The sequence below is a fragment of the Bowmanella denitrificans genome (genome assembly GCF_002887595.1).
Taxonomy (GTDB): Bacteria; Pseudomonadota; Gammaproteobacteria; order Enterobacterales; family Alteromonadaceae; genus Bowmanella; species Bowmanella denitrificans.
Window position 1 is genome coordinate 301,717 of the sequence record NZ_PEBU01000001.1, and the last position, 13,401, is coordinate 315,117.

At 50.6% G+C, this 13,401-nt stretch carries 10 protein-coding genes; 6 read left to right on the forward strand and 4 right to left on the reverse strand.

Annotation, left to right across the window (positions count from 1 at the left end; genetic code table 11):
• Positions 1–7 precede the first annotated feature (7 nt).
• The 4 genes from CSR04_RS01450 (at position 8) to CSR04_RS01465 (ending at position 4,826) form a co-directional block, all read left to right on the forward strand.
• Positions 8–1,192: an MFS transporter gene (locus CSR04_RS01450; RefSeq protein ID WP_102794449.1), complete on the forward strand. Its 1,185-nt coding sequence runs from the start codon at positions 8–10 to the stop codon at positions 1,190–1,192.
• Positions 1,193–1,270: 78 nt separating this feature from the next.
• The gene (locus CSR04_RS01455) at positions 1,271–2,197 is read left to right on the forward strand and encodes an ABC transporter ATP-binding protein (RefSeq protein WP_102794450.1); all 927 of its coding nucleotides are present in this window, start codon (positions 1,271–1,273) and stop codon (positions 2,195–2,197) included.
• The gene (locus CSR04_RS01460) at positions 2,194–2,955 is read left to right on the forward strand and encodes an ABC transporter permease (protein ID WP_102794451.1); all 762 of its coding nucleotides are present in this window, start codon (positions 2,194–2,196) and stop codon (positions 2,953–2,955) included. The genes CSR04_RS01455 and CSR04_RS01460 overlap by 4 nt, the downstream gene beginning before the upstream one ends.
• 137 nt (positions 2,956–3,092) lie before the next feature.
• The gene (locus CSR04_RS01465) at positions 3,093–4,826 is read left to right on the forward strand and encodes a DUF885 domain-containing protein (protein WP_102794452.1); all 1,734 of its coding nucleotides are present in this window, start codon (positions 3,093–3,095) and stop codon (positions 4,824–4,826) included.
• 33 nt (positions 4,827–4,859) lie between these two features.
• On the opposite strand, the gene CSR04_RS01470 is transcribed toward CSR04_RS01465, so the two are convergent.
• Positions 4,860–6,542 carry a hypothetical protein gene (locus CSR04_RS01470; RefSeq protein ID WP_102794453.1) on the reverse strand — a complete coding sequence of 561 codons (1,683 nt, stop codon included), beginning with the start codon at positions 6,540–6,542 and terminating at the stop codon, positions 4,860–4,862.
• Between the two features lie 13 nt (positions 6,543–6,555).
• Entirely contained in the window at positions 6,556–8,064 is a 1,509-nt protein-coding gene (gene glpD, locus CSR04_RS01475; protein WP_245921282.1) for a glycerol-3-phosphate dehydrogenase, read from the reverse strand.
• Between the two features lie 84 nt (positions 8,065–8,148).
• On the opposite strand from glpD, the gene glpK reads away from it, so the two are divergent.
• Positions 8,149–9,639 carry a glycerol kinase GlpK gene (gene glpK / locus CSR04_RS01480; RefSeq protein ID WP_102794455.1) on the forward strand — a complete coding sequence of 497 codons (1,491 nt, stop codon included), beginning with the start codon at positions 8,149–8,151 and terminating at the stop codon, positions 9,637–9,639.
• A 34-nt stretch (positions 9,640–9,673) separates the two neighbouring features.
• Here glpK and CSR04_RS01485 read toward each other — a convergent pair whose 3' ends face one another.
• Positions 9,674–10,273 carry a porin family protein gene (locus CSR04_RS01485; RefSeq protein WP_102794456.1) on the reverse strand — a complete coding sequence of 200 codons (600 nt, stop codon included), beginning with the start codon at positions 10,271–10,273 and terminating at the stop codon, positions 9,674–9,676.
• A gap of 147 nt (positions 10,274–10,420) precedes the next feature.
• Positions 10,421–12,508: a M13 family metallopeptidase gene (locus CSR04_RS01490; protein ID WP_102794457.1), complete on the reverse strand. Its 2,088-nt coding sequence runs from the start codon at positions 12,506–12,508 to the stop codon at positions 10,421–10,423.
• A gap of 236 nt (positions 12,509–12,744) precedes the next feature.
• Between CSR04_RS01490 and CSR04_RS01495 the strand changes: the two genes are divergently transcribed.
• Positions 12,745–13,278 carry an acyloxyacyl hydrolase gene (locus CSR04_RS01495; protein ID WP_102794458.1) on the forward strand — a complete coding sequence of 178 codons (534 nt, stop codon included), beginning with the start codon at positions 12,745–12,747 and terminating at the stop codon, positions 13,276–13,278.
• The last annotated feature ends 123 nt before the right edge of the window (positions 13,279–13,401 follow it).

Sequence of the window (13,401 nt, forward strand, 5' to 3'; positions counted from 1 at the left end):
CCTTGCTATGGCAGCTAATCAACAGGGTAGCGGTTTAACCGCCGCCCCTTTATTTACTCTGATCACAGGCTGTTGCCTGTTTGTTACTCTTGAGTTCCTGATAGTTGGACTGTTGCCATTATTGGTACCAAGTTACAACCGCTCCTTGGAGGAGTTGGGAATGTTAGTGTCGACGTTTGCACTTTCTGCCTCTTTGGCAGGCCCGGTTATCACGTTTTACCTTAGCCGATGGTCGACCTCACGAGCGTTGGCTTTATGCTTGGCAGTGGCAGGCTTTAGTACCATGCTGACGGCCTTTTCATCTTCATTTGAAGTTGCCATAGGCTGCAGAATGATTCAGGGCGCAGTGTTAACGGCCTATATCAGCATCGCCAGCAGCTATGCCGCCTTTCACGCGGCTTCAGGACAACAGGGTCGGGCCGTAGGTCAAATTAATCTGGGTGTAGTTGTCAGTCTGGTTGTGATTATCCCGCTAGGACTTTCACTCAGTCCATGGCTGGGCTGGCAAAACATCCTTTTATTGTTAGCCGTTCTTTGCTTCGTTCTTGTACCGATAACCCGCCATGCGATCCCCATAAGGCATCGGGTAACAATGCACACCAATGTCAGCAATGCATTGCTAAAGCCGCATTTTATCTTGCACTTGTTGCTGTCTCTGTTGGTGTTTACCAGTATGTTTGTCAGTTACAGTTACATTAGTCCCTGGCTATTGCAGTTAGCCGGTATTACGACAAATCGTATCGGTGTTGCCTTGTTTATATTTGCCCTGGCAGGTCTGGCCGGTAATGAATTTGCCTCCCGTCTTGTCGAAAAAAAGCCTTTGCAAACGACTGTCTATATAACATTGCTGCTAGGACTGGTGTTGCTGCTGTTAAGTCAGTATGCAGCGCCCAGTGCCCCAGCATTTCTGTTGTTTGTATTTTGGGGAGTGGCGCATATGGCTGCATTTGTCGCATGCCAGGTCAGGGTGATGGCAGCCGCACCGGATGCACCTGCTCTGGCAGCGGCACTGAATATTTCAGTGTGTAATCTGGGTATAGCACTGGGGAGTTTTGTGGGTGCTAAGATCATTGCAAACTATGGTTTGGCGGCTCTGGGGCCAGGATTTGCGGCAACAGGATTGATAGCGCTGCTGTTAAGCGCCATTCTGGCCTGCGTACAATATCAGAGTAGCCGGGCAACGTCCCCGTAGCAAAAATACATTTAAACTGTTGACCTCAATATTACTTGAGGATTTATCCTTGCCGTTCCACTTCAACAAGGAGAAGTCGTGCATCCAATCATATCTGTCAAACAATTGGGCAAGCAATATGCTTCCGGCCATAGCGCCTTAGAGGATATCAATCTGGATATCCATAAAGGTGAAATATTTGCTCTGCTCGGACCAAACGGCGCAGGCAAGACCACATTAATCAGCATTATATGCGGTATCGTCAATCCAAGTCATGGCGGGGTTACAGTAGATGGCAACGACATTTTAACCAGCTACCGGGCATCACGTTCACTGATTGGCCTGGTACCGCAGGAATTGTTTACCAATACCTTTGAAACCGTATGGGCTACGGTCACTTTCAGTCGGGGCCTATTTGGTAAACCGGCTAATCCGGCCTATCTGGAGCAGTTACTACGTAGTTTGTCGCTGTGGGAAAAGAAAGACAGCAAAATCATGGCCCTGTCAGGCGGAATGAAACGCAGGGTCCTGATTGCCAAGGCCCTGGCTCATGAACCTAAAATCCTGTTTCTGGACGAACCCACGGCCGGGGTGGACGTGGATTTGCGCCGTGACATGTGGAATCTGGTAAGAAAGCTGCGTGAGCAGGGTGTCACCATCATACTGACCACCCACTATATTGAAGAGGCAGAGGAAATGGCCGATCGCATCGGGGTTATTAATAAAGGACGTTTAATTCTGGTGGAAAACAAACATAGTCTGATCAACAAGCTGGGCAAGAAGCAACTGACACTTCATCTGCAAACCGCAATATCTGCCTTGCCAAATGGCTTGGACCACTATGAGTTGGAGCTGACGGGCAATGGCAGTCAGCTTGTTTATACCTACGACGTTCATGCTCAGCACACAGGTATCGCCGAGTTGCTCAAAACACTGAACGATCACCAGATCGATTTTAAAGACCTGCAGTCTTCACAAAGTTCACTCGAAGATATCTTCGTTAACCTGGTCAGGGAGCATGCATGAACATTTACGCAATTCGCGCAATTTATCTGTTTGAAATGGCCCGCACCTGGCGCACTCTGATGCAAAGCATCGCCTCCCCGGTCATTTCCACTTCTTTGTATTTTGTCGTGTTTGGTTCAGCCATCGGCTCGCGCATGGTGGAAATAGACGGCATCAGTTACGGTGCTTTTATCGTGCCGGGCTTGATAATGTTGTCACTGTTAACCGAGAGTATTTCCAATGCCTCATTCGGGATACATATGCCTAAGTTTACTGGCACCATCTATGAAGTATTATCAGCGCCCGTATCGCCATTTGAGATAGTCACCGGCTTTGTCGGGGCGGCCGCCAGCAAGTCAATTATTCTCGGTATTCTGATTTTGGCAACCGCCAGGGTATTTGTCCCTTTTGAAATTGCCCATCCATGGTGGATGCTGGCTTTCCTGGTACTCACCGCGCTGACCTTCAGCCTGTTTGGTTTCATTATCGGTATCTGGGCTGACGGCTTTGACAAGCTGCAGGTCATTCCTGCCATGATTATCACGCCATTGACCTTCCTGGGCGGCAGCTTTTACTCCATCAATATGTTGCCGCCTGTTTGGCAGCAAATTACCCTGTTTAATCCCGTGGTGTACTTAATCAGTGGATTTCGCTGGTCATTTTATGGCGTAGCAGATGTTAGTGTCGGTCTGAGTTTGTTTATGACTCTGATGTTCTTGCTGATTTGTCTGTTCGGGGTATGGTGGATTTTTAAAACCGGCTACAGGTTAAAACACTGATGCCTGACAGCCCTGCCTCAGCCTAAGGCCTGCATAGTCCCATTGACGCCCTCTATGCTGCAATCTGTGGATTGCAGCTAGGCATTTTCGCTGGTTTACGCTAGTTTGTCTGCCTCGCCATGTTTGAAGGAAGCAGAATGAAAATCAAATTAATCCTAAGCGGCGCTTTACTGGGTATCGGGTTGGCTTTGCCCGCTCAGGCTAATGAAGCAACTGACAGCCTGCAGCAGTTATTAGCACGTCATTGGCAGCAGGCGAATAAGGAACAGATATTCTTTCGCAAAGATCCCGATACCTTCAGAATGAACGGAAAACTGCCCGATATGTCTCAGCAAGGTCGCGAGCGCCGCGCTGCCTTTAATCAGGACATGCTGGCAGAGCTGGAAAAAATCGATTGGCAGCAGCTGCCAAAAGCTGACCAGCTGACCTATCGCTTATTTAAATACGAACGACAAAGCGAAGCGCAAAGTTACCAGCAATTAGATCATTTCTATCCTTTCACCATTTATGCGGGCTACCACAGTTACTTCGCCGCTGCGCCGGACAATATGTCATTTCTCAGTCAACAGGACTATGAGGATTATCTGATCAGTCTGGCAGACTTTCCCCGCTACAACGAAGATCACCTTACCAGTCTCAAGCAAGCCATTGCTCAGGGCCATACCCAGTACTGTCAAAGCTTTGCAGGCTATGAACAGACAATCAGCAAGCATCTGGTGGATAAAGTAGAAGACTCAGTGTTCTTTGCCCCTTTGGCAAATATGCCATCCCGCATCAATCAACAAGCCCAGCAGCAACTGATTAAGCAAGGTAAACAGGTGATTATGCAGGTGGTTGTTCCTGAGTACCGCAAGCTGTTTGAGTTCTTTACCCGCGAGTATATGCCTAACTGCCGCAAACAGGTGGGCATCAGCGCCTTGCCTGGAGGCAAGGACTACTACCAGTATCTGACTCGCTTCTACACCACGACCAATATGAGTGCAGAACAGATTCATCAGTTGGGTTTAGATGAAGTAAAGCGTATCCGTGGCGAGATGGAGCAGATCATCCGCGAGGTAAAATTCAGCGGCAACTTTAAAGAGTTTATTCATTATCTGCGCAATGAGCCGAAATTCTACGCCGAATCTGAATTGCAGTTGCTGGAAAAGGCTGCCTACATAACCCGTAAAATGGCCGGCCAGTTACCTAAGTGGTTCAATACGCTGCCACGTAACACCTTTGATATTAAGTCCAGTCCCGGCGGTGGTGCTTATTACGTGGCTTCTGATGGCAGCGGCACCACGTCAGGCACCTACTTTATCGGCACCAAAGATCTTAAGGCAGAGCCACTGTATAACCTGGAAGCATTGACCTTTCACGAGGCAGAGCCTGGCCATCATTTTCAATCTGCCATTGCCGGCGAGATGGATATGCCGGAGTTTCGCAAAACCCTCTACCATTCCGCCTACGGTGAGGGCTGGGGCTTGTATTCGGAGCGGTTGGGCAAAGAAATGGGCTTCTATCAGGACCCATACAGTGATTTTGGCCGTTTAACTTACGAAGCCTGGCGAGCCAGCCGTCTGGTTGTGGATACCGGCATGCATGCCCTGGGCTGGTCAAGACAACAAGCAATAGATTATCTGGCCAACAATACGGCACTCTCCATGCCGGATGTAGTCAACCAGATAGACCGTTACATCAGCTGGCCGGGTCAGGCGTTATCATACAAAATTGGCGAGCTGAAAATACTCGAACTGCGCCAACGTGCCGAACAAAAACTGGGTGACAAGTTCGATATTCGCGCTTTCCATGACCAGATCCTGCGCACCGGCAGCCTGCCACTGGATCTACTTGAAGAGCTGACCAATGAATGGATAGCCGAACAAGGTTAATAGGGCTCCCTGATAGGCGATAAAGCGCAGGCTTTATTGCCCCTGATTCAGTTGTTGGGTTAAATGGTTTTGCAGGCGTTGGCGCACGGCATCGTCACTAATCTGCTCAAGCAGAAAGTACGCATCATTAATCTGACTGGGATTCAGGTTGCGCATATAACCTGAAATGGCCATATTTTTTGCAGGTCCGGTGGGCAGTGACTGTACCCATTGCCTGGCAGACTGGGTATCCCTTGATGCCCAATTCATCGCCACACTGGCCACCAGATGTTCGTCCACCGGCACTTGCTCAAACACGTAATCAGCCGCTTCGGCCGGGTTCTGATGGGCCAGATTAGACAACAGTTCACGCCTTTTTTCTGTCCATTGCTGCGGTGGCAGCTTGCTCTGCACCCAGGCACTGGCCTCGGCAAAGCCCATTGCCAGTTTTTCGTTAGCCAGACTGTCGATCAGGCTATTACGTAAATTGCCATCCAGGCTGTATTCCAGTAATGCTTCCGCGTCATCCGGATGGGCATAAACCAGTTGACCAGCCACATTACGAATGACGGCTTGTGGCAGGTTGGCATTAGACACCCACAGCGCCGCGTCAATTGGACGCTGCTGAGCAAAATTACTCAGCATCGGGGTTAGCTGGGTTTTATCAATCCAGGCACTGTTCTGTTCCACATAACTTAAGGTACTGTCCAAATCATGCGTTGCCCAGGTGGCCAGAATGCCCTGTACGGCATGCGGTTGCATTCTGTTTCTGTGTTGCTGGAATTGTGTCATGGCAGCCAGGCCGTCCCGCTCTGCAACCGCCTGCAACACTGTGGCAATCAAATCACCGTCACCTTTCTCCAGCACAAGAGCCTGGTTAAGGGCACTGTTGGCATCAGTCTCTGCCCACTGCCGTAACACTAAATTCAGATAGTTACGCTGTCGATTTGCCGACAGACTGGTTATGATTTTATCCAGGGCAGCCTGAGGATCTTGTCGGCCCCACTGCAGCAGCGCATTCATCAAACCGGCTTCCCGCTCATTGGTACTGTAATTTCCGCTTAGAAAGTGCTCAAAACTTTGCTCCGGTGGCAGATCCTGCTTCAGTCTGACTAACATCCCCTGACGCATTGACGATGGCAGCATGGGTAACAGACTTTCTTTATCCAACAATGATGCAGCCGCAGGATCATGTATAACAGAGGAAATCAGCCAGTGCTTTATTGGTTTGTCATCCAGTTGAGCCAGGCTCGCTACAGCAGCCTCGGGGGCGATAAGTACCCATTCATGCAATACATTTTGCAAGACCTCAAAGTCTTCCATGCGCTCGCCATACAACCTCAGGGCCAGCTGGAAAGCCAGTGCACCATCCAGGCTTACCAGGCGACTGAAGTAAATTCTGGAAATACCCTGGCGATAATGCTCATCGGTATTTGTGGCAAGTACGGTCAGTTCATCTTGCAGCGTTCGGACCGACAACCCGGCAGCGGTTTGATAGGTTTGCCAGTACAACTGAAATTCCGAATGGTCTGATGCCTGGCGGCCGGACAGTTTTATTGCTTCCTTCATCTGACTTTGTGGTCGGCTAACGGCTGGAATTGGCGATTGGGGCGAGCTGCCAACCTGTACATATTGTTCCTTGTCGCTCAGAACGGGTTCCATTCTTTGCTTACCAACCCACCAGCCTGCCAAAAAGGCTGGAATCATCGCAACGCCAATAAGTACCGCTATACGCATAGCCCCTCCTGTCTCACCCTTTGTCCATAAATCTCTGCAACTGCAATTGCTGGCTTTGGTTCATATGCAGCCCCAGTTTAGTGCGTCGCCACAATATATCTTCTGTGGTGCTGGCCCATTCATACTGGCACAAATAGTCCACCTCCCGGCGATACAATCCCTGACCAAAATGTTCGCCCAAATCTTCAACCGCCTGGCAATCCTGCAGTATCCGATGACTCAAAGTGCCGTACTGACGGGCATAGCGATCAAGCACCGACCTGTCCAGCCAGGGGTAGCGTTGCCACAACTCCGATTGTAAAGCAGCCAGAGAGGTAAAATCCCCCCCAGGTAACAAGGCTGCTGCCGTCCAGGGCCGCCCCATGGCTGGCAAAAACTCACCCAGTTTGTTGACCGCCGCCTGTGCCAGGCGTCTGTAAGTGGTGATTTTACCGCCGAACACCGTTAGCAGTGGTGGCTCATCCTTGGCGCCACTGAGTTCAAAACGATAATCTCTGGTGACTTTACCGGCCTGTTGCTGATTATCTTCCAGTAACGGCCTGACCCCAGAAAAGCTGTGCACTATATCTGTGGCAGCAATTTTTATTTTGAAGTAGCTGTTTACTACACTCAGCAAATAGTCCACCTCTGCAGCACTGATCTGCACCTTAGCCGGGTCCCCCTGATATTCCAACTCTGTGGTGCCAATCAGTGAAAAGTGCTGCTCATAAGGAATGACAAAGACAATACGGCCGTCTGTGTGCTGCAAAATATAGGCATAAGATTGGTCATCAATACGCGGCACCACAATATGGCTGCCCTGCACCAGGCGGATATGGTTTTGCGATTGCTGATGCACTCCCTGCTGCAAAAATCTGCCTACCCAGGGGCCCGCAGCATTTACTAGTACTTTGGCCTTAACCTGGCGTTTTTCCCCTGAGCCTGACGTTAATTCCACCAACCAGTGATCCGATTGGCGTTGCACGGCGCTGCAACGGGTGCGGGGGCAAATCTGCGCGCCCTTGTCACGCGCCTGTTGCGCCACCAGGCTGACCAGCCGGGCATCATCCACCCAGCCATCGGAATACTCAAAGCAGGTATCCACGTCATTTAGCAGCGGGCTAGGGTGGTGCATACGCACCCTGGCCGACGGTGGCAAACTCACCCTTTTAGCCAGATGATCATATAAAAACAACCCGGTTCGGATTAACCAGGCAGGGCGCAAATGGGGGCGGTGCGGTAAACGAAAACGTAACGGCCGGATAATATGTGGGGCGTTTTTAAGCAGTACCTCACGTTCTGCCAGAGCATGGCTGACCAGGCGGAATTCATAATGTTCCAGATACCTTAGTCCGCCATGAATCAGTTTACTGCTGGATGACGAGGTGGCCCAGCCCAGATCTTTCTGTTCACACAACATTACTGACAAGCCACGCCCTGCCGCGTCAGCTGCAATGCCTGTACCATTAATACCCCCCCCTACCACCAACAGGTCGAATTCATCCATTTGCCACTCCCGGTCAGATAGGGTCAATGTATCCATATAAATACGCAGAGGCAATCTGTACTGTTGGTATTCTCTGATGTCTCAGATATGGTTAATGCAGCCAGTCACGAAGGATGTCATATGAGTCGCTATTTGCTTGCTATAGACCAGGGAACTACCAGTTCCAGAGCCGTACTGGTCGACCGCCAAGGCCATATCGTGGATATGGTACAGCGAGATTTCAGTCAGCACTATCCCGAGCCTGGCTGGGTGGAACACCACCCCGGCGATCTATGGCGCACCGTATTAGACTGCTGCCAACAACTGTTAAAAGAACATCAGCTCAATGCGGCTGACATTATTGGTATCGGCATTACCAACCAACGCGAAACCACCCTGATTTGGGATAAAGACAGCGGCGAGCCCATTTACCCGGCCATCGTCTGGCAGGACAGACGCACCGCAGATTATTGTCAGAAACTGACGGACGCCCAGCCCGTTCTTGAAGCACAAGTACAGAGCAAGACCGGCCTGCTGCTGGATCCCTATTTCTGTGCCAGCAAAATCCACTGGTTACTGGAAAACGTGCCTGGCGCCAGACACAAGGCAGAGCAAGGCAAGCTGTGTTTTGGCACGGTGGACTGCTACCTGCTTTGGCACTTAACCAAGGGGCGGGTACATGCCACCGATGCCACTAATGCATCGCGCACATTGCTGTTTGATATTCATGCTCAGCAATGGGATCTGGATCTGCTCAGGCTGTTTGATATTCCCGCCGCTTTGCTGCCCGAAGTGAAAGACAGCGCTTGTGAATTTGGCAATACTGATACCAGTTGGTTTGGCGGCGCGATTGCGATTCTGGCCATGGCAGGGGATCAACAGGCGGCCCTGGTTGGCCAATGCTGCTTTGAAAAGGGCATGGCCAAGAGCACTTATGGCACGGGTTGCTTTCTGATGCTCAATACCGGCGAACAGGCATTGCAATCACAAAACCGCCTGTTGACCACCCTGGCATATCGCTTAAACGGTAAATCCACCTATGCCCTGGAAGGCAGTATTTTTATGGCTGGCGCCACCATACAGTGGTTACGCGATGGTTTGCACCTGATAGAACAAGCAGGTGAATCTGAGCAATTAGCCCGGGAAACTAAGGTAGATCACGGTGTGCTGCTGGTACCGGCCTTTACCGGCTTAGGGGCACCTTATTGGGATCCGGATGCCAGAGGGGCCATTTTAGGCTTAACCCGCGATACCGGTATTAAGGAAATTGTCAGCGCCGGATTACAGTCGGTATGTTATCAAACCAAAGACCTGCAAAAGGCGATGGAAGCCGACGGTGTGCGCCCTACCTGCCTGCGGGTGGACGGGGGCATGGTCAGAAACGACTGGTTAATGCAATTTCTGGCCGATATGCTCGGGGCCCAGGTACAACGTAGCAAAGTAAATGAAACCACGGTACTGGGTGTGGCTTACTTGGCCGGGCTGCAGGCCGGTACTTTTGCATCCCTTGAGGAACTGGCCGCACAATGGACAGAAGACCGTTCATTTGATCCCGTTTTAAGCAAGGCGAAGCGGGACGAATTATACAAATCCTGGCAGCAGGGTGTCCGGCGCATTCAAACCAGAGTATGAAGGCACCAGTCCGGCAATGGGCTGGTGCATTAAGTTAAAACCGGTAGCTGATACCCACATCCATCCCTGTGACTTTTAGATCACTCATGGTCAGGTATTTTACCCCGACGTTCATGCCAATCCCATTGTCCCAGCGATACTGCCAGCCCCCTTCCAGATACAGGCCAACGCCAGAATCATCGGCAAGTTTGGCGTTTTGCTGACTGATTTCGTAGTCAAAAAACTGCGCACCCGCTTTGCCGTACAACGAATTACGTTCGCTCAGGGGATAGTTTGCCGTCGCCGCAACAACCAGGTTAGTGTAATCCAGTTCATCGGCATTAATTCCGAAAATGGGCTTGCGGTCATTACGACACTCGTAGTTATCCCGGTCACGCTTTTTACATTCCCAGTCGCTGGCTTCGGTGCCGCCATTGATTCCCACTTCCAGACCAAACTGAGAGGTAAAGCTGTAGTGATAATACAGATACAGATTGCCTACTCCGTTGCCATCTTCACTGGACCCCTTGTACTTGGCACTGCCGCCCCCTAAGGTCAGGCCCATACTATGTGGGGAAAACTCAGGCTCGGCCTGGGCAAAAGCCGGTGCGGCTAAACCCAGAAACAGCAGTGGCAATATTTGTGTTTTGATCATGATGGTCTCCTTATGTTTGTGGGAGACAGTGTGCCCAATGGTGAATCTCAGATCTGTGAGCGGGCTGTGGGGAAGATGTCAGACTGCGTAGGAATTTGTAAAAGTCTGCTAAGTATCTGGCAGCTAGGCTGCCAGATACCCATCACACTACCAAATTTTAACCCGCTGTTGCGGCGGCAGGTATAGCTTGTCACCAGGTTTTACGTCAAAAGCCTGATACCAGGCATCCAGATTGCGCACGGTCAGAGCTCGGTACATACCAGGCGCATGACCATCTGTTGCAATTCGGTTGCGCATGGCTTGTTCCCGCATCTTGGTTGCCCAAGTCTGCGCGTAGCCAATAAAGAAACGCTGATCACCACTGAAGCCGCCAATTACCGGGGCTACCTGGCCGTTCAATGAAGTCCGATAAGCATCATAAGCTGCTGCCAAACCGGCCACATCAGCGATATTTTCGCCCAGCGTCAGGCGGCCATTTACATGCATACCGGGGAAAGGCTCATATTGATCAAACTGCTTGGCTAAAGCATCACCCTGCTCGGCGAAGCGGGCAAAATCGGCTTTTGTCCACCAGTTTCGCATAGCGCCACTGGCGTCGAAGTCTGCGCCGTTGTTATCAAAGCTATGACTAATCTCATGGCCGATAACAGCACCAATGGCACCATAGTTGTAAGCAGCATCCGCCCCGGCATTAAAAAAGGGCGGTTGCAATATACCGGCCGGGAAATTCAGGGCATTTTGCACCGGCAGATTAACCGCATTCACCACTTGTGCGGTCATCCACCATTCACTTTTGTCCATAGGCTTGCCGATCTTTGTCAGTTGGTGAAGATACTCCGCTTTTTCACCCGCAACGGCATTGGCATATGCATTATCAGCGCTAACTTCGTAGTCACTATAATCTCGCCAGTGGTCGGGATAGCCCACACCAACCGCCAATGAGTCTACTTTGGCCAGTGCTTCTTTACGGGTCGAAGCAGCCATCCAGTCCAGTTTCTCAACTCTGCTATGGAAAGCCTTAATGATATTGTCGACCATCTCGCTGACCTGAGCTTTGGACGTCGACGGGAAATACTTCTCTACATAAGCCTTACCCACCGCATCGCCCAGATACACATCCAGTGCACTTAGCGCCCGTTTTTCACGACTGCGCTGCTGTGGTGTACCGTAGAGCTTGGTGCCAAAAAAGGCAAAGTGCGTCTGATCAATTGCGGCAGGCAACACACTGGCATGGCTGTTGATTTGGTGGAATACCAGCCAATCCTTCCAGGTTTGCAGCGGCTCAGAGGCAACCAGCGCAGACAAAGCTGAAATAGCGCTGGCATGATATGCAGCAAAACGTTTCTGCGTGCCCAGTTGCGCGGCATCCCAAAACGCTTGCCAATCCATGCCCGGAGCCTTCAGATCAAAGTCACTGCGGTTCCAGACATGAGCGGATTTACTGAAGTTTTCACTGTCTTCGCGACTGACATGAGCCTGGGCAATTTTGCTTTCCAGTGCAAAGATACGTTCTGCTTTGGCCGCAGCGTCTTTTACCCCTGCCGTACTAAGCAAATTCTCAATATAGTCACGGTATGCTGTTCGCAGTTCCAGCATTTTAGCATCGTCAGACAGGTAATATTCACGCTCAGGTAAACCTAACCCGCCTTGCAACACATATGGCAGCACTTCGCCAGGTGTTGCCAGCCCCTGAGTAACAAATAGGCCAAACAGGTTCTCGGTAAAGAAGTTCGTTGCATTCAAAGGGTCAACGTCGGCGCGAATATTTCCGCCTAACACGGCAGCCAGTTGCTGTTTGTTGCTGATTGCCATAATACGTTGCAAATCAGTCTGGACCGGCTGCATACCGGCACGTTCAATAGCAGCAACATTGGTATATGCCTTGTAAAAGTTTGCAATACGGGCGTTATCCGAGCCAGGAACATGATTCTGCCTGACCAGCTCGTCAATTAATTGATTCTTATGCCTTTCAGTGGCCTCGAATGCCACCAGAAAAGAACCCGTACTGGAACGGTCATCGGGAATTTTGGTATTGGTCATCCACGCACCATTGGCATACGCGTAGAAATCATCACCAGGTTTCACTTCCGTATTCATGGCCGCGACATCGATACCAATAGATTCTGTGGTCATTGCCGCATGTGTCGCGGTGTTCTGGTGACTCTGGCAAGCAGTTAATCCGCCAAACACCATCATGCTGCCAACCAGGGTCGCAATTATGTTTTTCTGAAACATAGGGTTACCTTTTATTCTGATTATGCGAAGAAAATAACCTCGCAAGTCTACTCCAATGCTCCGGCTGCAAGGGTATTAAAGTGTTTACGGATGTTAACCGAAGGGGCACAGCGTAACTGCCAGCCACAGCTTGCAAGCATAGGTATATGAATTTAGTGGCGATGTTTCAGGTGCAGGTTGAGTTAACTGACATTGTTAACTAACGTTTAATCAGGCAGTACAATGTTGGTGCCACTATGCACTCACTGGCTTGGCTTTTCTTAATTCTGATGCCACAGGCACTGGCAGATGGGCTGGTGTTATCCGTCGGCCAAAGCTGGTCGCGGGGGGAAGCTGAGCAGCACCTTAGCACGAAGGCCGACTCCTACCGGCTGGCCTATCTTTATTCCACAGGTTACCAATGGTCTGTTATCGCTAACCATCAGCTCAGTATTGAACTGGAAGGCGCGCTTAATCACTGGGAAGATCCCTGGCGTAACAAAAGTAAGCAGGGTGCCAGCCTGCTGCCGGTACTTCGTTACAGCATTCCAGTACAATCCCTGGATTGGTATCTGGGCGTAGGCGCCGGCGCCAGCTACTTCAGTGATATTTATCTGATGGACCGTTCATTGGGTTCGCGCTGGCTGTTTGAAACCCGATTTGAACTGGGGGTTCAATTTGCCCGGCGTCACCGGCTTTCCTACGGCATTAACCATTATTCCAACGCCTATCTGGCCGAACGCAACCAGGGCGCCAATATGCATTATCTGAATTACAGTTTGCTTTGGTAATGTTGTGGTTCCAAGATCGAACGAACCCTGAGTGGGATGGCGAATAGGGCAGGGGATTGAAAATCCCCGTGTCGGTGGTTATCACACACCTTCTGGGATGTATTGCACAAAAGCGCAATGAGC